General features: G+C 64.0%; 19 protein-coding genes. 9 read left to right on the forward strand and 10 right to left on the reverse strand.

Annotation, left to right across the window (positions count from 1 at the left end; translation table 11 throughout):
- Positions 1-81: 81 nt before the first annotated feature.
- Complete coding sequence (locus tag BN3789_RS01125) at positions 82-1,233, reverse strand: aldo/keto reductase (protein WP_066828901.1); 1,152 nt, start codon at positions 1,231-1,233, stop codon at positions 82-84.
- 179 nt (positions 1,234-1,412) lie between these two features.
- Here BN3789_RS01125 and BN3789_RS01130 point away from each other — a divergent pair, with 179 nt between their 5' ends.
- Positions 1,413-1,679, forward strand: a complete 267-nt coding sequence (locus BN3789_RS01130; RefSeq protein WP_066828903.1) for an autorepressor SdpR family transcription factor — start codon at positions 1,413-1,415, stop codon at positions 1,677-1,679.
- Between the two features lie 2 nt (positions 1,680-1,681).
- A complete protein-coding gene (locus BN3789_RS01135) occupies positions 1,682-2,359 on the forward strand; it encodes an SdpI family protein (protein WP_066828905.1) in 678 nt (225 codons plus the stop codon).
- 159 nt (positions 2,360-2,518) lie between these two features.
- Here the strand turns inward: BN3789_RS01135 and BN3789_RS01140 are convergent, their stop codons facing one another.
- Complete coding sequence (locus BN3789_RS01140) at positions 2,519-3,460, reverse strand: LysO family transporter (protein WP_066828907.1); 942 nt, start codon at positions 3,458-3,460, stop codon at positions 2,519-2,521.
- A 217-nt stretch (positions 3,461-3,677) separates the two neighbouring features.
- Here BN3789_RS01140 and BN3789_RS01145 point away from each other — a divergent pair, with 217 nt between their 5' ends.
- The gene (locus BN3789_RS01145) at positions 3,678-4,418 is read left to right on the forward strand and encodes an SDR family NAD(P)-dependent oxidoreductase (RefSeq protein WP_066828912.1); all 741 of its coding nucleotides are present in this window, start codon (positions 3,678-3,680) and stop codon (positions 4,416-4,418) included.
- Between the two features lie 160 nt (positions 4,419-4,578).
- Complete coding sequence (locus BN3789_RS01150) at positions 4,579-5,235, forward strand: MBL fold metallo-hydrolase (protein ID WP_066828914.1); 657 nt, start codon at positions 4,579-4,581, stop codon at positions 5,233-5,235.
- A 121-nt stretch (positions 5,236-5,356) separates the two neighbouring features.
- On the opposite strand, the gene BN3789_RS01155 is transcribed toward BN3789_RS01150, so the two are convergent.
- From BN3789_RS01155 to BN3789_RS01165, 4 genes are all read right to left on the reverse strand, one after another.
- Entirely contained in the window at positions 5,357-8,491 is a 3,135-nt protein-coding gene (locus tag BN3789_RS01155) for a vitamin B12-dependent ribonucleotide reductase (protein WP_066828985.1), read from the reverse strand.
- A gap of 322 nt (positions 8,492-8,813) precedes the next feature.
- On the reverse strand, positions 8,814-9,548 hold the full coding sequence (locus tag BN3789_RS01160) for a class I SAM-dependent methyltransferase (protein ID WP_202615045.1): 735 nt from the start codon (positions 9,546-9,548) through the stop codon (positions 8,814-8,816).
- Positions 9,549-10,138: 590 nt separating this feature from the next.
- On the reverse strand, positions 10,139-10,396 hold the full coding sequence (locus BN3789_RS12880; protein WP_161938961.1) for a hypothetical protein: 258 nt from the start codon (positions 10,394-10,396) through the stop codon (positions 10,139-10,141).
- A gap of 138 nt (positions 10,397-10,534) precedes the next feature.
- Positions 10,535-13,051: an excinuclease ABC subunit UvrA gene (locus BN3789_RS01165; protein WP_066828916.1), complete on the reverse strand. Its 2,517-nt coding sequence runs from the start codon at positions 13,049-13,051 to the stop codon at positions 10,535-10,537.
- A 166-nt stretch (positions 13,052-13,217) separates the two neighbouring features.
- Here BN3789_RS01165 and BN3789_RS01170 point away from each other — a divergent pair, with 166 nt between their 5' ends.
- The 3 genes from BN3789_RS01170 to BN3789_RS01180 all read left to right on the forward strand — a co-directional run bounded on the left by BN3789_RS01170 (position 13,218) and on the right by BN3789_RS01180 (position 17,823).
- Complete coding sequence (locus tag BN3789_RS01170) at positions 13,218-14,201, forward strand: LacI family DNA-binding transcriptional regulator (protein WP_066828917.1); 984 nt, start codon at positions 13,218-13,220, stop codon at positions 14,199-14,201.
- Between the two features lie 157 nt (positions 14,202-14,358).
- Positions 14,359-16,338 carry a PTS sucrose transporter subunit IIABC gene (locus BN3789_RS01175; RefSeq protein WP_066828918.1) on the forward strand — a complete coding sequence of 660 codons (1,980 nt, stop codon included), beginning with the start codon at positions 14,359-14,361 and terminating at the stop codon, positions 16,336-16,338.
- Between the two features lie 66 nt (positions 16,339-16,404).
- Positions 16,405-17,823 carry a glycoside hydrolase family 32 protein gene (locus tag BN3789_RS01180; protein WP_066828920.1) on the forward strand — a complete coding sequence of 473 codons (1,419 nt, stop codon included), beginning with the start codon at positions 16,405-16,407 and terminating at the stop codon, positions 17,821-17,823.
- A 123-nt stretch (positions 17,824-17,946) separates the two neighbouring features.
- Here the strand turns inward: BN3789_RS01180 and BN3789_RS01185 are convergent, their stop codons facing one another.
- From BN3789_RS01185 to BN3789_RS12230, 3 genes are all read right to left on the reverse strand, one after another.
- Positions 17,947-18,276 carry a TFIIB-type zinc ribbon-containing protein gene (locus BN3789_RS01185; protein WP_066828922.1) on the reverse strand — a complete coding sequence of 110 codons (330 nt, stop codon included), beginning with the start codon at positions 18,274-18,276 and terminating at the stop codon, positions 17,947-17,949.
- A gap of 316 nt (positions 18,277-18,592) precedes the next feature.
- Entirely contained in the window at positions 18,593-19,183 is a 591-nt protein-coding gene (locus BN3789_RS01190; RefSeq protein WP_066828924.1) for an HdeD family acid-resistance protein, read from the reverse strand.
- A gap of 326 nt (positions 19,184-19,509) precedes the next feature.
- On the reverse strand, positions 19,510-19,659 hold the full coding sequence (locus BN3789_RS12230; protein WP_229254107.1) for a hypothetical protein: 150 nt from the start codon (positions 19,657-19,659) through the stop codon (positions 19,510-19,512).
- Between the two features lie 48 nt (positions 19,660-19,707).
- On the opposite strand from BN3789_RS12230, the gene BN3789_RS01195 reads away from it, so the two are divergent.
- Both BN3789_RS01195 and BN3789_RS01200 read left to right on the forward strand, forming a co-directional pair.
- A complete protein-coding gene (locus tag BN3789_RS01195) occupies positions 19,708-20,055 on the forward strand; it encodes a hypothetical protein (RefSeq protein ID WP_066828929.1) in 348 nt (115 codons plus the stop codon).
- Between the two features lie 48 nt (positions 20,056-20,103).
- The gene (locus BN3789_RS01200) at positions 20,104-21,060 is read left to right on the forward strand and encodes a 2-hydroxyacid dehydrogenase (RefSeq protein ID WP_066828931.1); all 957 of its coding nucleotides are present in this window, start codon (positions 20,104-20,106) and stop codon (positions 21,058-21,060) included.
- 166 nt (positions 21,061-21,226) lie between these two features.
- Here BN3789_RS01200 and BN3789_RS01205 read toward each other — a convergent pair whose 3' ends face one another.
- The gene (locus BN3789_RS01205; RefSeq protein ID WP_161938962.1) at positions 21,227-22,189 is read right to left on the reverse strand and encodes a hypothetical protein; all 963 of its coding nucleotides are present in this window, start codon (positions 22,187-22,189) and stop codon (positions 21,227-21,229) included.
- Between the last annotated feature and the right edge of the window lie 320 nt (positions 22,190-22,509).

Consider the following 22,509-nt stretch of genomic DNA (forward strand, 5'->3'; position numbering starts at 1 on the left):
GCGCCCTGGAAAACGTCGATTGATTATTTTCGCGACGCCGGCATGGGGCCAGCCGCCGCGGAAGAATCGACCAGCGTTCCCCTAGCAGCCGAACAGCTCGGCGGCCCTGGCCATCTTGTCGGCGATCTTCACGCCGAACGGGCAGCGGCTCTCGCACGCACGGCAGGCGACGCAGTCCGCGGCCGTCGCGTCGAGCGCGCGATAGTGCTCGCGCAGAGAGTCGGGCACCTCGTCGTACATGGTGGCGAGGTCGTAGAACTTGTTGATCGTCGCGATATCGATGCCGCGCGGGCAGGGTGCGCAGTGGCCGCAATACGTGCACTGGCCCACGTACGCATGGCGCGGAGCGCCCGCCAGCACGGATGCGTAGTCGCGCTCGGCTTCGGATGCCGTCTCGTAGGCGACCGCCCCGTCCACGTGCTCGGGCGTGGTGAAGCCGACCATCACGCTCGCGACCGCCGGGCGCGTCAGCGCGTAATGCAGGCACTGGACGGGCGTGAGCGCCACGCCGAACGGCGAGGTCTTGGCGTCGAACAGGCGACCGCCCATATAGCCCTTCATGACGGTGATGCCCGTGCCCGTCTGGTCGCACAGCCCGTAGAGCTCGGCGCGCTCCGGCGTCATGCCGTCGGTCGCGCTCTGCTCGCCCGCCTCGCCAAACAGGTCGTCGAGGTTCTCGGTCGCGGGCATCATGTCGAACGCCGGGTTCACGGAAAACAGGATCATCTCGATCTCGGGATTCTCGGCAGCACGCTTCGCCACCTGCGGATTGTGCGTCGACAGGCCGATATGCCGGATGGTGCCCGCCTCGTGCAGGTCGCGCACGTAGTCCATGAACGGGCCGGCGATGATCTCGTCGTACTCGTCGACCTTGTCCACATAGTGGATCATGCCGAGATCCATATAGTCGGTATGGAAGCGCGCGAGCAGGTCCTCGAACGCAGGCCTCACCTGGTCGAGATCGCGCGTGCGGACGTACTGCTCGCCCTGCCATGTCGAGCCCAGGTGCCCCTGGATGACCCACTGGTCGCGAATCCCCAGCTTGTGCAGGGCGTCACCAAGATTGGAGCGACGCATGGGATCGGGCATCCATACGTCCAGGATATTGATGCCGGCCGCATGGGCGCGCGCGACGACCTCGAGCGCCTCCTCCGGGGTGCCGTCCATCCATTCGCCGCCAAATCCGATCTCGCTGACCTTGAGTCCGGTACGGCCCAGTTCACGATACTGCATGCGTCCTCCCCTGATGTGATGTCTGATGGCAACAGCGTAGCAGGTTGCGCGGACACAGAAGAGGGAAGCATCCGAACGGAGGGGGCCATCTGCATCAAAAGGCGCCGTTCGACCGCTCGTATTAATTTGATATCTATCAAACTGTTGGGGTATACTCCGCAGAAAAGGAGGGATGCCCTATGGCAGGAGACGGATTCAAGGCACTCTCCGACCCGACCCGCAGAAAGATCCTCGAGCTGCTCGGCGACGGCGACCTCACAGCCGGGGAGATCGGCGCCCACTTCGATATGAGCAAGGCGACGATCTCCCATCACCTCGACGTGCTAAGGGAAGCGGGGCTCGTCAGCTCAGAGCGCCACGGCAGGCATATCGTCTACAGCCTGGAGACCACCGTGTTCCAGGACATCATCGCATGGTTCTACAACATTACCGATAAGGAGCAATAACCATGAAGCGTAGTCTTTCGAAAGGCGAGCTCGCATTCTGGATCGCGCTCGCACTCGCCGCGCTCGCCAACGTCGCCGTCTTTGTCGCCCTGTTGCCGACCATGCCCGATCAGCTGCCCAGCCACTGGGGCATCGATGGCGTCGACGCCTGGCATGATAAGGAGTCCTCCATCGTGCTGGCAGCCATGCCGGCAATCCTGCTCGCCGTGCTGTTCATCGTGCCGCGCATCGACCCCAAGCGGCGCAACTTCGAGCGCTTCTATGGCATCTACCAGGCCTTTTCAGCCATCCTCACCCTGTTCATGATGGCCGTCAGCTGGACGGGCCCCCTCACCGTATGGGGCTACCTCTCCCCCGACGGCGCCGTCCTGAACACGCTGCTCTTCGGCTTCTTCGGGCTGCTGTTCATCGGACTGGGCAACTACCTGCCCCGTATCAAGCCCAACTACACCTTCGGCATCCGCACACCCTGGACGCTTGCAAGCGAGGAAGTGTGGCGCCGGACGCACCGCGCCTCGGGGCCCGTGTTCGTCGTCGCCGGCATCGCGACGTTTATCGCCGCGTTCTTCGCATCGATCGCACCCGCCATTGCCATCGGCGTGATGCTCGTCACCGTCCTCGGCGCCACCGCGTTCGCCGGCGTGTACTCCTACCTCGCGTGGCGCAAGCTGTCCGCTTAACCCCCAGAGGCTCTCGTTCATTCATGAATGAACGAGGCTCCTTTCAGCATTTCCGCAGGAAAGATATGATTGGCCCCCGCCCTCGTTCATGAATGAAGGCGGGGGCCAATCGTTGCATCAAAGCCCGCATAGGCGCCCAAAGGCGCGGCACGCGAAAACTCAGCCGAAGAACAACGCGAGCAAAAAGGGAACGCACGTCGAGCAGATGATGCCGTTGACCAGCGAGAACACCACTGTCCGCTCGTCGGTGTAGCGGATCATCATGGGAAGGGTCGTGTCCTCGCTCGTAGCGGCGCCCGCGGCGATACAGGCGTAGAAGTTGAGATGGCGCGCGATCCACGGGATGCAGAAAAACGAGATGAGCTCGCGCATCAGGCTGCTGAGAAACGCGATCGCCCCGAGCTGGGCGCCGGCCATCCCCTCGATCGTGACGCCCGCCAGGCTGTACCAGCCCAGACCGCTCGCCACGCCCATGCCCTCGCGCAGGCCGTAGCCGAGCGCCACCGCGGCGAGCGCTCCTCCGACTATCGAACCCACGACCACGCCGAACGGAATCACCAGCGTCTTGACATGATGCTCGCGGATGCTCGAGATCAGCCCACGACGAAGGCCCACGCTGATGCCCACCGAGAACATCAAGAGCCACAGCACGAGCGTGCTGTGATCCGACAGGAGCGCGAACGGCGCAAAGGCGGGCGCGGCCAGGCCGGCCAAGATACCGAGCGCGAGCGCGATGAAGGCCATGATGGCGAAGCCCTCCTCGTGCACCACGGCACGGATGCGGCGCGCGATGCCGCCCGTCGCACCAGGATGGGCGCCAGCGGATGGATCGGGCCTCCCGTCTCCCATGAGCCAATTCGTGAGCAGGTAGACGAGGATCACCGAGCAGACGGTCGGCAGCAGGCAGAACACGAGGCTCTGTGCACCGAAGACGCCGAGGTTCGAGAGAAAGTCGTCTTGCGCCCCAAGCGAGATGCCCATCGCGAAGATCAGCAGCGCCGTGCAGCAGGTCTGGAACAGCTCGTTGACGCGCTTGACCGACGCGGGAACGAGCAGCCTTCCCACGACCGCGCCCGCGCACATGATGACCAGAATGTCCACCGTCGCCTCCCCCTGTCGACACAACCGCCCCATTGTAGCCGCACCGATGCGCGACGCGGGTCGTTTTCATGCGGAACACTTGGCCGATTCGGTCCCCTCCGGCAGCCGAATGCGGTGCGCATGCTGGTATATCGCACGGCAGAGCGGGTATTTCCCGAGCGACATCCAACCCATGGGCGCCCGCATCGAGCGGTGCCTCAACATGAAAGGACCAGATATGCTGCTTTCTGGAAAGACCGCGTTCATCACCGGAGGCTCGCGCGGCATCGGCCTCGCCATCGTCAAGCGCTTCCTCGAGGAGGGCGCGAACGTCGCCCTGTGCGGCAGCCGCCAGGAGACCGCCGACAAGGCCGTTGAGGCCATCGTCGCCGAGAACGCGGACGCCCGCGTCATCGGCCTGTCCCCCGACCTGACCGACGAGGCGGCCGTCGAGCAGGCCATGCGCGAGACCAAGGAGCATTTCGGCAGGCTCGACATCGTCGTGAACAACGCCGGCATCTCCCAATCGACCGCGCTGGGCGACTACGCGCCCGAGGACTTCGACCGCGTCGTCGACGTCAACATCAAAAGCGTGCTCAACGGCTGCCAGGCCGCATCGCGCCTGCTGGAGGCCGGCGGCGTCATCCTCAACACGAGCTCCATGGTGAGCAAGAACGGCCAGCCGTCCGGCGTGGGCTATCCCATGTCCAAGTTCGCCGTCAATGGCATCACCGTCTCGCTCGCGCGCGAGCTCGGCCCGCGCGGCATTCGCGTGAACGCCGTCGCTCCCGGCGTGACCGCCACCGACATGGTCGCCGCCCTGCCCGAGGAGATGATCAAGCCCATCGCCGACGCCATTCCGCTGAAGCGCGTCGGCCAGCCCGAGGACGTCGCCAACGCGTTCGTCTACCTGGCGAGCGATCTGGCCTCCTACGTAACCGGCGACGTGCTGCACGTCGACGGCGGCATGACGGTCTAGGGAATCGGGCTGCACAGCGAGCGGCGGGGCGGTGCCGTCCCGCCGCTCGTCATGTCGATTGTGTTTCCTGCGCAGATGCGAGCCGGTCTGGCAAATCCCATGGGTACAACTCCTGATGGCGCACCGCGCCTCATGCACCCGTCCAGAAAGGACTACCGTCATGGCTCATCTTGATCTCGACAACATCCGCGTCCTGACCCATAGCTGCATCCGCATCCAGAGCGCCGCGGGAACCGTCATCTATTTCGACCCGTATCAGCTGACCGAGGCCCCGCACGACGCCGATTTCGTCCTGGTGACGCACGCGCACTACGATCACTTCTCACCGGAGGATATCGAACGCGTGGCGAAAGACACCACCGAGCTCGTGGTACCCGCGTCCATGGCCGGCGAGGCGACGCAGGCGAAGGCGGCACGCGTGCACACGATGCAGGCGGGCGAGCACATCGAGCTGGCCGACATGGTCGTGAACGCCGTGCCCGCCTACAACGTCGAGCCCGAGCGCCTCGGGTTCCATCCGCGCGAGAACGCGTGGATCGGCTATATCGTGACGATCGACGGAACGCGCGTCTACGTGGCGGGAGACACCGACCAGAACCCCGATACCCTGCAGGTCAGCTGCGATATCGCCCTCATCCCCATCGGCGGCACCTACACCATGGACCCGCATCAGGCCGCGGCCTTCATCAACCGGATCATGCCGCGCATCGTCATCCCGACGCACTACGGTAGCATCGTAGGCACCATGGATGACGCCCAGACCTTCGCCGACGAGGTCGATCGACGCGTGGAGGTCGTCCTCAAGCTCGAGCGCTAGGCACGACCCGCCCGGTACGCCCCGACGCCCCTCGACAATCCGAAGCAGGGGCCGATGGCACAAACAGGCGCCCGCCCGGCATGCAGACTCCGTCTGATGCGCCGGGCGGGCGCTTTTCGCATCAGCTGCAGCCGGTGGTCGTGCCGCAATCCATGCAGACCTTGCACGTGCCGTTTTGCACCATGCGCGAGCTGCCGCAGTTCGGGCAGGTGCTGCCGTCGTACAGGCGCTCGCCATGGATCGCCGTGTCGTGCACCGCCTCGTTCACGAAGGCCGCGGTATAGCGGTCCTTGCTATCGAACGTCCCCGTCTCCTCGAGCAGCTCATCCTGCTTGGCGGCCGTCAGGCGCGTCAGCTCCTCGTCGCTTACCGCCGGCACGTCGTCGAACAGCGGATCCGGCGCGGCGGGCGCTGCCGCCGCGGGCGCGGGGACGGCGCCTGCCACCTGCGACCAACCCTCCGGCTTGACTTGGACGCGCGTGTAGTCCCCCAGCTCGATGTCGATGACCTTGGAGATCAGATCCGAGATGGAGTTGACGTACTTGATGTACGGATGGCTCTGGACGAATCCGTACGGCTCGTACATCTGCCCGCGCAGCATCTTGGAGATCCGCTCCGCGGGAATGCCGTACTGCAGCATGACCGAGATCGTCTTGGACAGCGAGTTGAGCAGGCCCATGATCGTGGTGCCCTCGCGGTCGGTCGTCACGAACAGCTCCGAGATGTCACCGTCCTCGTTGCGGTTCACCGTCGTGTAGATCTTGACGCCGTCGATCTGCGCCAGATGCGTGTGGCCGCTGCGGATGCCCATGATGCGCCGACGCTCGGCGGGCTTGTGCTCGCTCGCGAGCTTGGCCTGCGCGTCGCGCGCATAGTCGAGCAGCGCGGCGTAGCTGAGGTCGCCCAGGTCCTTGACGGCGCCGTCGTCGGTCAGCTTGGTGTTGAGCGGCTGCGCGTTCTTGGACCCGTCGCGATACAGCGTGATGCCCTTGCAGCCCGTCTTCCATGCGAGCATCACCACGTCCTTGAAATCCTGGACGGTGGCGGAATTCGGCAGGTTGACGGTCTTGGAAATCGCCCCCGAGATCAGCGGCGTCATCGCGGCGACCATGAGCACATGCCCGCGCGGATCGATATAGCGCTCTCCCGTGCCGCACGTGTTCGCGGTATCGAAGACGGGCAGGTGCTCGTCGCGCAGATGCGGCGCGCCCTCGATCTTGCCGTCGACGACCATGCCGTTCTCGTCGGTCGCCTGCACGTAGTCGAGGATGTCGGCGATCTCGTCCTCCGCGTAGCCCAGCCTGCGCAGCGCGTCGCCGATCACCGGGTTCGCGATGGTCATGAAACCGCCGCCCGACAGCTTCTTGTAGATCATGTGGCTGAAGAACGGCTCGATGGAGGTCGCGGCGCAATCCATGGCGAACGAGATGGTGCCCGTGGGCGCCATGACGGTCATCTGCGCGTTGCGGTACCCGTGCTCCTCGCCCAGCTCCTCGGCGGCACGCCAGGACGCCACGAGCGCATCGGCGAGCGGGCGCTCCCCCACCTGCTCGAGCAGGGAAAGGTCGACCGCGGGCGGCTGCACCGTCAGCTGCTCGAACGCGTCGTCGCGCGCGCCTGCCACGCGGGCGTGGTTGCGGATGACGCGCATCATGTAGCGGCGGTTGAGCTCGAAACAGTCGAACGGGCCGATCTTTGCCGCCATGAGCGCGGAGGCGGCATAGCTGCGCCCCGTGAGTGTGCCGACGATCGCCGCCGCGAGCGCGCGGGCCTCCGGCGAGTCGTAGGGCACGCCCTTGGCCATGAGCAGGCTCGCGAGGTTGGAGATGCCCAGGCCCGTCGCGCGGAACCGATACGTCCTGCGCGCGATATCGCGCGTGGGGAACTGGCCCCATGCGATGGACGCCTCGAGCGCAAGCTGGGCGATGTCGATCGCGTGCTCGTAGCCCTCGATATCGAACGCATCGGTTGCCGGGTCATAGAACCGGTAGATGTTGATGGAGCCGAGGTTACAGCTCGAATCGTCCAAGAACGCGTACTCGCCGCACGGATTCGTGGAATTCAGGCGGTTGTAGGGCGCCCCCACCTGGCCGTCCTCGCCCGCCGGGCAGGTGTGCCACTCGTTGAACGTATCCGAGAACTGCGGCGCGGGATCGGCGCACCGCCAGGAACTCTCGTTGAACACGTCCCAGATATGGGCGACCGAGACGTCGCTGTCCTTGGAGGGGTCCACGCGCCCGCGCAGACGATAGGTCGCGTCCGGATCGGCATCCAGGTTGTCGACCTTCTTCATGAACTCGTTGTCGATGCGCAGGGAGTTGTTGGAGTTCTGGCCCGAAACGGTCGAGTACGCCTCGCCGTTGAGGTCCCCATCGTAGCCCATCTTCATGAGGGCGAGCGCCTTGTCCTCCTCGACCGCCTTCCACGTGATGAACTTCTCGATATCGGGATGGTTGATGTCCAGGCTCACCATCTTGGCGGCGCGACGCGTGGTGCCTCCGCTTTTGATGGCGTCGGCGTTGCGGTCGAGGCCGCGCAAGAAGCTCATGACGCCGCTCGAGACGCCGCCGCCCGACAGCTTCTCGCCCTCCGCGCGCAGCGCGGAGAAGTTGGAACCCGTTCCGGAGCCGCCCTTGAACAGCTTGGTCTCGGTCACGAACTCGTCGGAGATGGAGTGGTCCCCCAGCAGCTTGTCTTCAACGGACACGATGAAGCAGGCCGACGCCTGCGTGCGCGTGTACTGATCGGCCGACTCCACGACCTCTCCGGTGGCCGGATCGACGTAGAACATGCCCTGCGGCTCACCGTGGATGCCGTAGGCGCGCTCCAGGCCGGTGTTGAACCATTGCGGCGAATTCGGCGCGAAGCGCTGATCGAGGATCATGTAGACGAGCTCGTCGTACAGGATACGCGCCTGCTCGCCCTCCTCCACCAGGCCCTCGTCGACGAGCGCCGCGACCCAGAAGTCGACCATGCGATGCGCGACCTGCCGCATCGAGGTCTCGTGCCCCGTGTCCGGGACACCGGCGCGCCGGAAGTACTTGGACGCTATGATGTCGACCGCATTTTGCGAATAGCGCGCCGGAAACTCCAGATCGTGCATGTCGCACAAGACCTTGCCGGTCTTGTAGTCGGTGAGATGGACATCGCGCCTCTCCCAATCGAACAGGTCGTAGACGGTCTTGCCCGCATATGCGGCATCGTCGAGCGCCGCGGTGAAGCGGCGGGTGATAAGCTCATCGATAGTCTTGGCCATGAGCAACCTCGCTTTCTCTCGGCAGCCTGAGTATCTCCCCTCGCGTGGACAGAAAACCTCATATTCGAAAGCGAGGAGAACTCAGCGGCCAGCGATATCGATTCTATCAAGGAGAGCTTGAATGTTTCTCAATATCTTGTTTTCTTCTGTGAACGGTATCACTACATGTTGTGTTTCCAAATGATAAACCTGCAGAACAGCCCGAAGCTTCCCAGCTCGAGGAGACCCCGTATCTTGAGCAGGCGCGCACCCGGTCGGGACGGACCTCTCGGTAAACAACACATTCCCTCAACGAATGCTCAAGGGACGCTTGGCAGGCGTGCTATGCGGCAACCTTCTGAGCACGCAGGCGGATGCGCACGTAATCGACGATCCACCGTCCGTCCTGCCACAGAGAGGGACGGACCGCCTCAACCGCCTCGTCGACGATGCGTTGGGCGAGCTCGTCATCGACACCCTCGAACGGCTTCTTGAGGAACATGCGGATCCAGTTGGCCATGCCGTCGGCGCCCTCTTGCGGCGTGGGGCGGTCGAACAGCGCGGCAAAGGTCACGCGCAGGCCCGCCGCTTCCATCCGCGGCGCGTACTCGCCGATCGTCGGGAAATAATGCGGATGCCGATACGTCAGCCCATGGCGCGCAAAGGCGTCGGCAAGCGCCGCATGAACCTGCGCCGCGCAGCCATATCCGCCGAACTCGCAGACCAGCTGCCCGCCCTCCACCAGGTTGGCGGCTATGTTAGCGAGCAGCTCGTTTTGGCGCTCGCTCTCGATCCAATGGAAGACCGCGTTGGAAAACACCACGTCAGCCGGACGGTCGAGCGCAAACGTCAGGGCATCCGCCTGCTCAAAACGCAACCCTGGATGGTCCCGACGCGCCGACTCGATCATGTCGGGCGAGGCATCGATGCCCGTGACCTCGAACCCGCGCCGCGCGAGCTCGGCAGTCAGCGCGCCCGTACCGCATCCCAGATCGACCACCCAAGCCCCCGGCTTCGCGTCGATAAGGTCAAGGCACAGCTGACCCGTATTCGTGCACGAATGAAAAGCCCTGCTCATAGTCGTTGGCATCCCATGTGATGTTCATGGCATGTCCTCCCTTCAGCATGGACGCATGCGCAACGAGGATATACGGTTAGCCTCTCTCGGAGCACGTTCACGGCGTTCCATCCAATGAGATACCGCATTTGAAAACAACACGTCAATAGGCTGACCCCGAGATAGACCGGCTCCCTGTCGCTGAATGAAACGAGACGCAAGGTGGTATACTGGATATGCCAGCGAAGCCCGCTTGGAGTTAAGCTAGGCGCGGGCGGCGCGGGTTATTGATTCGAGAGCCCGGTTGCCGCCGGGCTCTTCTCATCTCCCTTCGTCATCCGTTATCGCGCTGTCTCTCCTTCCACCGGTCGTACAACTCGAAGAGCGTCTTCACGGTGCTCACGATGGTCGCGAGGGCTTTCAGGAGATTGAGGATCATATCCATAGGCGTCGCCTCCCTATCGGTGGCGTCGCCCGCGCGCGGACTTCGCTGGCGATAATGAATATACCCAATACACTAAGTAGATGTACTCTTTATTATCTTCCTTAATGTGGCAACAAGAAACCGCCCGTCTCTCTGGGCTCAACGATCCTGCTGCGCGGTCGGCATATTAAACGGCTGCGCCGCCCCATTCGGAAAGAACGACTCGGTCGCTGATAGCATCGCGGGCAACACTCCGGTACACGTTGCTCAGATTTTTAGCAAGTCCCTGCCAGACCACCGTGGATACGATGGCCCCTGCGACCACGGCGGGGCGGCAGCCGGGACATACCGTCGCCCCTAAACCACCCCACACTTTTTCATGAACGCGGAGGGGCCGATCCGACATTCCCGCAGGAAGGGAGAAAGCGACCTCGTACTTTTTCATGAACAACCCCGCCCGGGCCGCCGTGCCCACGGAGGTCTAACAGGGGGTTTCAGCGAGAGCTCGCCCTGGGGCCTCCACTCGAGGCCGCGGACACCAAGCCGTTGCGCGACGCTACGTCCCGCCTTCCATCTCGCCCGGTCATCGCGCTAGCTCCTCTGCGATATAGCGCCCGGTTATGCTTCCCGGGCAGGCGGCGACCTCTTCCGGCGTGCCGGCGCACACGATGCGCCCGCCGCCCTCTCCACCGCCCGGGCCCATGTCGACGATATAGTCCGCGTTGGCGATCATATCCAGATCGTGCTCGATCACGACCACCGTGGCGCCGTTGTCGATCAGCCGCTGCAGCACGCCGAGCAGCACCTCGACGTCGAGGGGGTGCAGGCCGATGGTGGGCTCGTCGAACACGAACAGGGCGTCGCTCTGCTTGCGCGTGAGCTCGCTGGCGAGCTTCAGGCGCTGGGCCTCGCCACCCGAGAGCGCAGGCGTCGCCTCGCCAAGCGTGAGGTACCCAAGACCCAGGTCGTGCAGGATCCCCAGCTTGGACTTGACCGTGCGCAGCGCGGTCTCCGCAAGGACCTCGGACGCTTGGTCGACCGTGTAGGACAAAAGCTCCGGCAACGAGATGTCGCCCGCAAGCTTGATGTCGTACGCCTCGCGCCCATAACGCGCGCCGCCGCAGTCGGGACAGGGGATGTCCACATCGGGCAGGAACTGCACGTCGAGCGAGATCTGGCCCGTGCCGTCGCACGTGGGACAGCGCAGCGACCCCGTGTTGTACGAGAACGCGCCCGCCTTGAGGCCGCACTCGCGCGCATCCGCGGTCTTGGCGTACGCACGGCGCAGGTCGTCCAGGACACCGGAGTAGGTCCCCACGGTCGAGCGCACGTTGGCGCCGATGGGCGTCGCGTCGATGAGGTTCGCCCGCGCGATGCCGTCCGCCTCGACGCCGCGCACGTGCGCGGGGAGCGCCTCGCCCGCGATGGCGGCGCGCAGGGCCGGAATGAGACTCTCCAGCACCAGCGTGGTCTTGCCGGAGCCGGAAACACCCGTCACGGCGGTCAGCCGCCCGCGCGGGATGTCGACCGAGAGCGGTTTGACCGTATGAATCGCATCCGTGTCGAGGTGGATGCGACCGTCCGCGAACAGGTCCGACCCCTCCGCGCGCTCGCGCACGCTCACCCGCCGCGCACCGGACAGATACGGCCCGATACGCGTCGCCGGAGATGCGACGATGTCGTCGACGGCCCCCTGGGCGATCACCCGACCGCCCGCGGCACCCGACCCCGGGCCGATCTCGACGATATGGTCCGCATGGCGCAAGACGCGCACATCATGGTCGACGAGCACGACCGAGTTGCCGTCGGCGAGCAGGTCGTCCACCACGCCGAGCAGCCCCTCCACATTCGAGGGGTGCAGGCCGATCGACGGCTCGTCGAGCACGTAGAGCACCCCGCAGGTGCGATTGCGCACGGCACGCGCCAGCTGCACGCGCTGGCGCTCGCCCGTCGAGAGCGTCGAGCTTGCGCGGTCAAGCGACAGGTAGCCCAACCCGAGCTGCTGCAGGCGACACATGGGCTCGACCATCTCGTCGCAGATCGTCTGGGCCATAGGGCGCATGGATTCCGGCATGAGCGCGGGCACGCCCGGTACCCACGTCGCGAGCTCATCGAGCGTCAGCGCCGTGGCGTCGGCAAGCGTCATGCCGTCGATCACCGGGCCGCGCGCCCGCTCGGACAGGCGCGTTCCGTGGCAGTCGGGGCAGACCTCCTCCTTGAGAAACCTCGCCACGCGCGCAAGGCCCTTCTCGTCCTTCGCCTTCGCCAGTGCGTTTTCGACCGTGTACACCGCGTTGAAGTACGTGAAGTCGAGCTCCGCGAAGTTGTCGCCTTTCTTGGCCTTGTACAGGATGTGCTTCTTTTCCGCCGGCCCGTGGAACACGATGTCGCGCTCCTCGGGCGTGAGCTGGGAGAACGGCACGTCGGTGCGGACGCCCATCTCGCGCGCCACCTGCTTCATGAGGTCCCACATGAGGGTGTTCCACGGGGCGACCGCGCCCTCGTCGATGCTCAGCGACTCGTCGGGCACCAAAGACGACTCGTCCACGCGGCGCACCACACCGGTTCCGCCGCAGGTGGGGCATGCCCCGCCGCTGTTGAACGCAAGGTCCTCCGCACCGGGCCCAAAGAACTCCCGCCCGCACGAAGGGCAGGTGATGGGCAGCATGAGCGCCACGTTCATGGAGGGTTCCGCGTGCGCGCCGCAGTGCGGGCACGCATGGCTACCGAGCCGCGAGAACATGAGCCTCAGGTAGTTGAGCAGCTCGGTGGACGTGCCGAACGTGGAGTGCACGCCGGGGATGCCGGGCCGCTGGCGCAAGGCGAGCGCCGCGGGAACGTGAAGCACCTCGTCCACGGTGGCGCGCCCCGTCTGGGAGATGCGCCGGCGCGTATAGGTGGACAGCGCATCCAGGTAGCGGCGGCTGCCCTCCGCGTACAGCGTGCCGAGCGCGAGCGAGCTTTTGCCCGATCCCGACACACCCGCGATCCCCACGAGCTGTCCGAGCGGGATATCCACGTCGATGTTCTTGAGGTTGTGCACGCGCGCCCCGCGCACCTGGATATGCGTGGGCTGCAGATAGTGGTCGCTGCGCTTCATCCGCTTCCCCCTTTTTCGTCTTCCCCAGTATAGGACCACGCGCGCAAGCGGTCATCTCGACGAGCCGAGCGGCGCGGGCGGCTGTGCGTTCCGAGACGCCCGCCCTGCTGTGAAATCCTTCTCAGCCCCTGCGGTACAATGCAAGCGCACGACGGAAGGAACGAGCATGGATATCAATCAGATCGCCCAGATGGCAGGCGTCTCGCGCGCCACGGTCTCGCGCTACTTCAACGACGGCTATGTCTCCCAGGAGAAGCGCGCGGCCATCAAGCGTGTCATCGACAAGACCGGCTACGTTCCCTCCCGCCAGGCGAAGGTGCTGCGCACGGGCAAGACCGATATCGTGGGCGTCATCATCCCCAAGATCAACTCCGCGTCCGTCTCCCGCATGGTCGCTGGCATCACGCCGGTGCTCAACGATGCCGGCTACCAGGTGCTCTTGGCGAACACCGACAACGATGCGGCACGCGAGGTCGAGTTCATGCGCCTGTTCTCCGAGCGCCGGCAGGTCGACGGCGTCATCCTGGTCGCCACCATTTTCACGCCCGCCCACCTGGCGGCCCTGAAGGAGCTGAACACGCCGCTCGTCGTGCTCGACCAGAGCCTTTCGGGCTATTCGTGCGTGTACCAGGACGACTACGAGGCGGTGCGCGAACTGACCGGCCAGGTCCTCGCCACCGCAAAGGCCCCGGCATACATCGGCGTGCTCGAGGAGGACGTTTCCGCAGGCGAGATGCGCCATCGTGGCTTTTTGGACGCCTGCCGCGAGTGCGGCGTCGAGGTGCCCGAGGATGCCCAGGAGCTCGCCGAGTTCACCGTGGACTCCGGTTATTCCTGCGCCGAGGCCATCATGCAGGCCCGCCCCCATACCGATGCGATCGTGTGCGCGACCGACTCCATCGCATTCGGCGCCCTGACCTACCTGCACGAGCACGGCTTGCGCGTCCCCGAGGATGTCCAGGTGACCGGCGTGGGCGACAGCGAGCTCGCGCAGGTCGTCACCCCGCGGCTCACCACGGTGCACCACCATTACAAGACCTCCGGACAGGAGGCCGCGAAGATGCTGCTCGGCACCATGTCGGGCGACGACACCGTCGCGCGCACGATCAAGATGGCCTACGAGATCGTCAGGCGCGCGTCCACGCGCTGACGGCATGCGCCGGATACCGTTCACCGACGCATAGCGACCGTTCATAACTGGAATCGATTTCACATAGGCATATCCAGTAGCAATGAAGTATTACTGAAATTGTGAGAACGATTACATATGAGAGCGTTCCCATATTCAGTCAGCGAAAGGGGTTTCCATGGCACTCGATTACACCAAGGCCGCCCAAGAAATCTTGGACGCCATCGGTGGCCCGGGCAACGTCGTCTCCGCAGCGCACTGCGCGACGCGCCTGCGTCTCGTCATTGCCGACGACTCGAAGATCAACCAGCAGGCCGTCGACAACGCGGAAGGCGCCAAGGGCAATTTCCAGGCTTCCGGCCAGCTGCAGGTCATCTACGGCACGGGCACCGTCAACAAGGTCTACGACGAGTTCATCAAGCTTGGCAACATCACCGCCGCCACCAAGGCGGAGGCAAAGGCCGCCGCGGCCGAACAGCAGAAAAACCCGTTCATGCGCGCCATCAAGCTGCTAGGCGACGTCTTCGTCCCCATCATCCCGGCCATCGTCGCCTCCGGCCTGCTGCTCGGCATCCTGAGCGCCCTGTCCTTCATGGACTCCAACGGCTTCATCACGCTCGACACCAACAACGCCTGGTATCAGATCCTGAACCTCGTGTCGAACACCGCGTTCACGTTCCTGCAGATCCTGATCGGCTTCTCCGCCGCCAAGGCGTTCGGCGCCAACCCCTACCTGGGCGCGGTCATGGGCATGCTGCTCATCAACCCCGGCCTGCAGAACGCCAACACCGTCGCCACCGACGGCGTGCTGCAGACCTACACGGTCATCCCCGGGCTCTACAGCATCGACTGGACCGGCTACCAGGGGCACGTCATCCCCATCGTCATCGCGGCCGGCATCCTCGCGTTCATCGAGAAGCGCCTGCACAAGGTCGTGCCCGAGGCCTTCGACCTGTTCGTGACCCCGCTCGTCTCCGTCGCCGCCACGGCTTACATCGTCATGCTCGCCGTCGGCCCCGTCTTCGTGTGGGCGGAAAACGCCATCCTCGGAGCCATCCAGCTGCTGCTCACCCTGCCGCTCGGCCTCGGCTCGCTCATCATGGGCGCCCTCTACGCGCCGACCGTCGTCACCGGCATCCATCAGATGTACACCACCATCGACCTCGGCCAGATCGCAAGCTACGGCGTGACCTACTGGCTGCCGCTCGCCAGCGCCGCCAACATCGGCCAGGCCGGAGCCGCGCTCGCCGTCGCCCTCAAGACCCGCAACGTCAAGACGCGCTCGCTTGCGCTCCCCTCTTCGCTGTCCGCCTTCATGGGCATCACCGAGCCCGCGATCTTCGGCGTGAACCTGCGCTTCTTCAAGCCCTTCGTGGCCGGCTGCATCGGCGGCGGCCTGGGCGCCATGTTCGCTTCCATCTCGGGCCTCGCGGCCAACGGCACCGGCGTGACCGGCATCTTCGGCATCCTGCTGTGCCTCAACCAGCCGGTCCAGTACATCATCATGTTCGCCATCGCGGCGCTCGTCAGTTTCGGCCTCTCCTTCATGCTCTACAAGGATCCCGAGCCTGAGACCGCCGGAGGCGCCACGGTCCAGGCGGCCGCCACCGCGCCCGCTCGCGACGAGGCGGAGGCCGCAGCCCTCTCGTCTGCCGCCGCGAACGCCGCCGTCGCCGCCATCGACCAGGCGCAGGCCGCCTCGGCCCAGACCTCAACGCTCGTGGCGCCCATGTCCGGCCAAGCCATCGCCATGTCCGAGGTCTCCGACCCCGTGTTCGCCAGCGAGGCCATGGGCGGCGGCATCGCCATCGTCCCGTCCGAGGGCAAGCTGTACGCCCCCGCATCCGGCACCATCATCGTGCTCGCCGAGACCGGGCATGCGGTGGGCATGAACACCGACGCCGGCACCGAGGTCCTCATGCACATCGGCATCGACACCGTCACGCTCGAGGGCAAGCCCTTCACCGCCCATGTGAAGGTGGGCGACCACGTCGAGGCGGGCCAGCTGCTGATGGATATCGATCTCGACTACATCAAGGCGCAGGGCCTCGACACGGTCACGCCCGTGATCATCACCAACACGGCCAGCTATGAGAGCGTCGCGCCCGTTGCGCATGACACGGTTGCCGTGGGCGACCCGATCATCACCGTCAAGTAAAACCCCTCCCTGCGGGCACCGGATACCCCATGCGGTCATCCGGTGCCCGCGCTTGAAAGGATTCACATGGCACGCACGCGCTGGAGGATGGGATTTCACCTCATGCCGCCCGTCGGCTGGCTCAACGATCCCAACGGACTGTGCCAATTCCGCGGCACCTACCACGTCTTCCATCAGTACAGCCCCGATTGGCCGGCGCCGAACGCGCCGCGCGGCTGGGGCCATTTCACCAGCGAAGACCTCGTGCACTGGCGCCATCACGGCATGGCCATCGCGCCGGACACGCCGGAGGAGGCCACCGGATCGTACTCCGGCTGCGCCGTGGTGATGCCCGGCGCCGCCTCAGACGGCGGCGACCGGCTGCGGCTGTACTACACGGGCAACGTCAAGGAGCCGGGGGATTTCGACTACATCCGCACCGGCAGGCGCGCCACCCAGATCCTCATCGAAAGCGACGACGCGATGAGCTTGGGATCGAAGCGCGTCATCCTGCGCAACGAGGACTACCCCTCCGATTGCACCTGCCACGTGCGCGACCCGAAGGTCTGGCGAGACGATGACCGCTGGTGGATGATTCTCGGCGCACGCGACACCTCCGATCGCGGCATCATCCTGCTCATGAGCTCCGAGGACGGCGTTGCCTGGACGGTGGCGAACGAGCTTCGCTCTTCCGAGCCGTTTGGCTACATGTGGGAATGCCCCGACCGCATCGTCCTCGACGACCGCACCTATCTCTCCTTCTGCCCGCAGGGCATGGAGGGACTTCCCTGGGCAAACGGGGTGCGCGACCAGTCCGGATATGCGCCGTTGCCCGAAGGCTCCGACCTCAGCACCCCCGGGATATCCATCGATACCGGCGCGTTTCGCCGCTGGGACGCCGGGTTCGACTTCTACGCCCCGCAGACCTTCGTCGATGGATCCGGGCGCACCCTGCTCATCGGGTGGATGGGCATGCCCGAGGCCCCGTTCGAAAGCGCGCCCGACGGCCTGCCGTGGTGCCACTGCCTCACCGTCCCGCGCGTGCTCACGCGTCTGGGCGACGGCGCCATCGCGCAGATGCCCGTCCCGGAGCTTGAGCGCCTGCGCGAGGCCGAGGAGCTCCTCATCGCCCCGGGGACCATGGTGTTTTCCGGACAGCGCGCAGACATCGAGCTGACCGGGATCGAGGGACCGCTGCGCCTCACCCTCGACGGCGGGCTTGAGATCGCCTTCGACGGGCACGAGCTGTCCTGCACGTTCACGGAGGGGGCCGACGCTCTCGGAGCCGGCCGCACGCGCAGGGCGCTTCCGCTCGACCGCATGGGCGACCTGCGCGTTCTCGTCGACGGCTCCGCTGTCGAGATCTTTGCCGAGGGCGGTCGCGCCGTGATGTCGACGCGCTGGTTCCCCGTGGCAGATGCGCTGAGCGTGACGATCGAGGGCACCTGCGCCTCGGCGCGCGCCTGGCGCATGGGCGACGGCATGACGGGCTCCGTCGACGTATAGCGCACCCGACGCCGACGTGTCGACATGCATGCGGCGTCGGGCGAATCGCACAGAAAGGCGCCCGCGGGACATCTCCAAAAGATGCCCGCGGGCGCCCATCGCGTTCGCGCGGCGATCGGGAGGCTAATCGTCCCCACCGCCGAAGATCTCCATGATGTCGCCGAATGCCGCCATGGGACTGCTCTTCTTCTTTTTCTTGTACTCGCGGTACTCGCGCTCGCGGCGGTCATCGTAGCGTTTGTCATCGTAACGGCGGTCATCGTAGCTGCGGTCGTCTCGACGATCCTCCTCGTAGGCCGCGTACTCGCGCTGCGCACTGCGCGCCCGCTCGACGATCTTGTCGAGCTCGCCGCGATCGAGCCAGATGCCGCGACACTCAGGGCAGTAGTCGATCTCAACGCCGTTCTTCTCGGACATCAGCAACGTCACGTCCTTGCATACTGGGCATTTCATGGGTACAACCGTCCTTTCCGGAGTCGAAGGTTGGTCCACTTGTACCCCGTGCGTCGGTTTTTGAAAACGAGACCCCGCGAATGAGCTGATGCTTCCCCGGATTCGGACCCCGCTCATTCATGAATGAACGGGGTCCTTTTCGACGTTTGCCCAGGATTCGCTTGATTGACCCCCGTACTCATTCATGAATGAACGGGTCGATGGGAGTGCGGCAGGAATCTTGGAGCGCCCCTCAAAACGACACGGCCCCGCATGCGGGAATGCGGGGCCGTGAGGAAGGGGAAAGCGATGTTTACCGTGCTGTCGAGCGGTGCCTTCAGCGGTCGATGCGCTTCATGGACACCGCCTCGACCAACAGCGTGATGCCGGCGATGACCAGGTATGCGGCGAGCACATATCCGAGCACGAGGCTCGAGTACAGCGGCATGGCGATGAACATGACGCCCAAGATGACGTTGATGACGCCGGTCACCGTGCCCGCCGTGGAGTTGGGCAGGCCGAAGTACTTCATCTGGCGCGCAAAGGAGATGCGCTCGAAGCCCGTCAGGATGAAGAGGAACGCGAGCAGGAACACCAGGGTGCTGGCGGTCAGGTAGACGGGCAGCAGCAGGAACATGATGCCGAGCAGCGCGTTCAGGATGCCGGAGACGATCAGCGCCGAGCTGCGGAAGAACTCGGGCGTGCCGAAGTAGGAGATCACCTGGACCCCGCCGTGGACGAACAGGGCCACGCCAGCGAGCACCTGGATGAACGAGTACAGGCTGTACGGGGCCACCGCGCTGAAGACGCCCGCGACGACGAGCAGGGCTCCCAAAACGCCCATCGCCGCCTTGGCCTGCTTGATACGGCTGTTCCACCGGTCTATGAAATCGCCCTTGTAGTCAAAATCGGAGTCGAACATCTGCATACATATCACCTCAACAAACAGGGCCCTTCTTCGTGAATCGAAGTTCCGAGAGCCCCCTGGTGACCTTCTTCTACCCGAACCTGACCCATATTTCAGAGGAAGCGAAAATGCTTGACCCACCATATTTCCCACACACTAGATAGGTTTTTCTTAAGTACGACGACCATGCTTAAGAATCGCTGAACGATTTCCATGTCGTGCCGTCACGCCCCGCGAACGCACACAAAAAGCCCTGCCCGGGCATATGGCGCAGGGCAGGGCTTTTGATGAAAGGAGAGGCTGATCGAATACGGGCAGAGAGGGAAACCCGTACGGGACGAGAAACGCTACTCGGCGAAGCGGTTCTTGTGATCCCAGCTGTGGATGTAGAGCTTGTCGGACGTGAGGTACTCGTAGATGTCGTCGACGATCTCGATCCCGCCGGCGGCATCGCACTTGGCCTTGCGGATGAGGGCGCGCTCGCCGGGGTAGTACACCTTGTCGGAGCCGGGGCCGGGCTTGACGGCGGAAAGCTCGGCGCTCTTGTGACGTCGGGTCCCAAGGCGACGCGTTTCTCACTGTATGTCTACGCGCGCCAGCAGGACACCTGGATGGAGATGCTCGGCGTCGCCCCTGACGACGAGCCCACCCTCTCGCTCTCCCCTGACGACATCGCCGCCCTGCCGCCGACCTTCATCGCGGCGAGCACCGATGATCAGGACGTTCCCTTCAAGACGTCGAAGACGCTCTCGCGCGCGGCCCCGAACGCGCGCATGATGACTGCCTACTACCTCGAGCATGATTTCGACCGCGACACGTCCAACCCCGCCGGAGCCCAGGCTTACGCGGCGGCCCTCGCCTTCCTGGACGCGCAGATGACAGCAGACGCGTAACGGTCCGGCCCCTGGTCCTATCCACCCCTTTTTCGATTGGAGCTATCCATGAAGATCGCACTGCTTGAACCGCTCGGTGTCTCCGCCGATCGCATCGCCGAGCTGGCCCGTCCGTTGGAGGAGGCGGGCCATACGTTTACGTACTACGACACCAAGACGACCGATGCCGACGAGCTTGCGCGCCGCTCCGCTGACGCCGATGTGGTCATGATCGCCAACAACCCCTACCCCGCCCGCGTGATCGAGGGTGCAGACAACCTCAAGATGATCGCCGTCGCCTTCACCGGCATCGATCACGTGGAGCTCGATGCCTGCCGCGAGCGCAATATCGCCGTCTGCAACTGCGCCGGCTACTCCGACGTCTCGGTCGCAGAGCTCACCATCGGCCTGACTATCGACGTGCTCCGCCGTGTGGCGGAAGGCGACGCGGCCGCGCGCAACGGCAGCACCTCCGCAGGCCTCGTCGGCCGGGAGATCCACGGCAGGACCGTCGGCATCGTAGGCACGGGTCATATCGGCATCCAGGCTGCCAAGCTCTTCCGCGCGTTCGGAGCCGACGTGCTCGGCTACGCGCGCCATAAGAGCTATGCCGCGCAGGAGGCCGGCATCACGTTCGTCGGCCTTGACGAGCTGCTCTCGCGCAGCGATATCGTGAGCCTACATCTGCCGTTGAACGACACGACCCGCAAGACCTTCGGCGCCGATCAGTTCACGCAGATGAAGGACGGCGCGGTGTTCATCAACTGCGCACGTGGCGCCATCGTCGACAACGACGCGCTGGCCGACGCGCTCAACTCCGGCCATCTGGCGGGTGCGGGCATCGACGTCTTCGACACCGAACCGCCGCTCGACCCCTCCTATAAGCTGCTCTCGGCCAATAACGTCGTGCTCACGCCGCACGTGGGCTTCCTGACCGAAGAGGCCATGGAGCGTCGCGCCGTCATCGAGTTCGACAACGTGCTCGCCTACCTCAACGGTACGCCGCGCAACGTCTGCACGCTGTAGCACGGCAGACCTTGCGCCGTTTAGAGCCTTCTTTTACTAACCCACCTCTTCATTCATGAATGAAGAGGTGGGTTAGTCATTGCTTTCCTGCGGAAACGCCGTTTTGGGCCGTCTTCGTTCATGAATGAACAACGCCGCCGATTCGCGGATGGCGCCTCAAAGGCCCCTACACCGTTTTCGTCCCGAAGAGCTCTTGTCTAAGCTCGGCATTCTTGCTTTGAAATTCCTTGGTCTGGCGCATCGGCTTCAGGCCCATATGCTTTCTAATCGTTGCCACAACCGATTCCAACTCGTTTTTTCTGAGCGTTTGATACCGTGTAAGGTCAAGTACGGTATATCCTGCTTCCAGCAGATGGGTCTTCCGCGCAGCATCAAGACCGAAGCGGTCGCTTCGATTGTGATACTCATCGCCCAGATATTCGACGATGAGCATGAATTCCTTCCAGAGGATATCTGGACGGCGTTCCTCCTGTTCACCGGCTTTACAGGCGACCACAGGCTCGTTCATGGTGGGAAGCGGCAACCCGTATCCCCCCATATGCCCCGGCAGCACCAACACGATCACAACGTTCGCTTCCTCAGGAGAGGCAGCCCCATCGACGACGAAATTGAGGAGTGTTCGCACTTTCCTTGCCCCGCGAATTCCCTGTGCCGCATCGAGATACTCCTTTGCCTCTTCAACCGTCATGAGAGGCGGGCGCTCACGAAGGCCGTCTTTGCTGTATCTATAAGTTCCTGTTAACTGATATAGGCATTTGAGAATCGAGACGTCGCTCATAGAAAGCGATGCTTTCATAAGGCACGCGATGGGAGAGAGCACATAGACGTTCGGTGCGATCCGTACAAACGTCTTCTCCGGATACGGAGGTCTCCAGAGATGCGCAAGAACCTGAGTTGAGAACCGCTGTCGTTTATGCTCGTCAACAAGTACGTGAATGGGGGTCGAGCGAACTCCCAGGCGTTCCAGGACGTCTACTGGAAGCTTCGACGGGGCCACCATGTTTTCCACCGTGGACACGTACGCATTCGGGCTTATCGTGCGCGTCACCTCCTGCGCGCCAAACCAGTAGGCCAGACCGTGCGCATCGCAAAGAACCAGATTCGAGTCCCCGATCGTCCCTTTCACCATTGCCTCATCAGCTCCTCTTAGGTAGCCCCGCTGCATCTCCTTTGCGCGTAATGTTCCATATGCATCATACTAGTTCAACTTTAATATGAAGTTGGTTATTGCTAAAGTGATTGATTTTATACCAGTGGAATCTTACCGGATTCCAACAGCGCAGGTTATAGCCTCGTTGCCGCTTATGTCGATTCCTTCTGCACTCACTGGCATGAACCCTCGCCCTGTTCATTCATGAATGAACAGATGGGTTAGTAATTGCTTTCCTGCGGAAACGCCGTTTTGGGCCGTCTTCGTTCATGAATGAACCAAGACACGATCCTGCTTGT

This window comes from Collinsella ihumii, assembly GCF_900046475.1.
GTDB classification, from domain to species: domain Bacteria; phylum Actinomycetota; class Coriobacteriia; order Coriobacteriales; family Coriobacteriaceae; genus Collinsella; species Collinsella ihumii.

Bases quoted from the DNA above. Each gene is read 5' to 3' on its own strand.
- BN3789_RS01125 (WP_066828901.1), bottom strand. From the start codon at position 1,233: ATGCAGTATCGTGAACTGGGCCGTACCGGACTCAAGGTCAGCGAGATC.
- BN3789_RS01130 (WP_066828903.1), top strand. From the start codon at position 1,413: ATGGCAGGAGACGGATTCAAGGCACTCTCCGACCCGACCCGCAGAAAG.
- BN3789_RS01135 (WP_066828905.1), top strand. From the start codon at position 1,682: ATGAAGCGTAGTCTTTCGAAAGGCGAGCTCGCATTCTGGATCGCGCTC.
- BN3789_RS01145 (WP_066828912.1), top strand. From the start codon at position 3,678: ATGCTGCTTTCTGGAAAGACCGCGTTCATCACCGGAGGCTCGCGCGGC.
- BN3789_RS01150 (WP_066828914.1), top strand. From the start codon at position 4,579: ATGGCTCATCTTGATCTCGACAACATCCGCGTCCTGACCCATAGCTGC.
- BN3789_RS01155 (WP_066828985.1), bottom strand. From the start codon at position 8,491: ATGGCCAAGACTATCGATGAGCTTATCACCCGCCGCTTCACCGCGGCG.
- BN3789_RS01160 (WP_202615045.1), bottom strand. From the start codon at position 9,548: ATGAGCAGGGCTTTTCATTCGTGCACGAATACGGGTCAGCTGTGCCTT.
- BN3789_RS12880 (WP_161938961.1), bottom strand. From the start codon at position 10,396: ATGAAAAAGTACGAGGTCGCTTTCTCCCTTCCTGCGGGAATGTCGGAT.
- BN3789_RS01165 (WP_066828916.1), bottom strand. From the start codon at position 13,051: ATGAAGCGCAGCGACCACTATCTGCAGCCCACGCATATCCAGGTGCGC.
- BN3789_RS01170 (WP_066828917.1), top strand. From the start codon at position 13,218: ATGGATATCAATCAGATCGCCCAGATGGCAGGCGTCTCGCGCGCCACG.
- BN3789_RS01175 (WP_066828918.1), top strand. From the start codon at position 14,359: ATGGCACTCGATTACACCAAGGCCGCCCAAGAAATCTTGGACGCCATC.
- BN3789_RS01180 (WP_066828920.1), top strand. From the start codon at position 16,405: ATGGCACGCACGCGCTGGAGGATGGGATTTCACCTCATGCCGCCCGTC.
- BN3789_RS01185 (WP_066828922.1), bottom strand. From the start codon at position 18,276: ATGAAATGCCCAGTATGCAAGGACGTGACGTTGCTGATGTCCGAGAAG.
- BN3789_RS01190 (WP_066828924.1), bottom strand. From the start codon at position 19,183: ATGCAGATGTTCGACTCCGATTTTGACTACAAGGGCGATTTCATAGAC.
- BN3789_RS01200 (WP_066828931.1), top strand. From the start codon at position 20,104: ATGAAGATCGCACTGCTTGAACCGCTCGGTGTCTCCGCCGATCGCATC.
- BN3789_RS01205 (WP_161938962.1), bottom strand. From the start codon at position 22,189: ATGGTGAAAGGGACGATCGGGGACTCGAATCTGGTTCTTTGCGATGCG.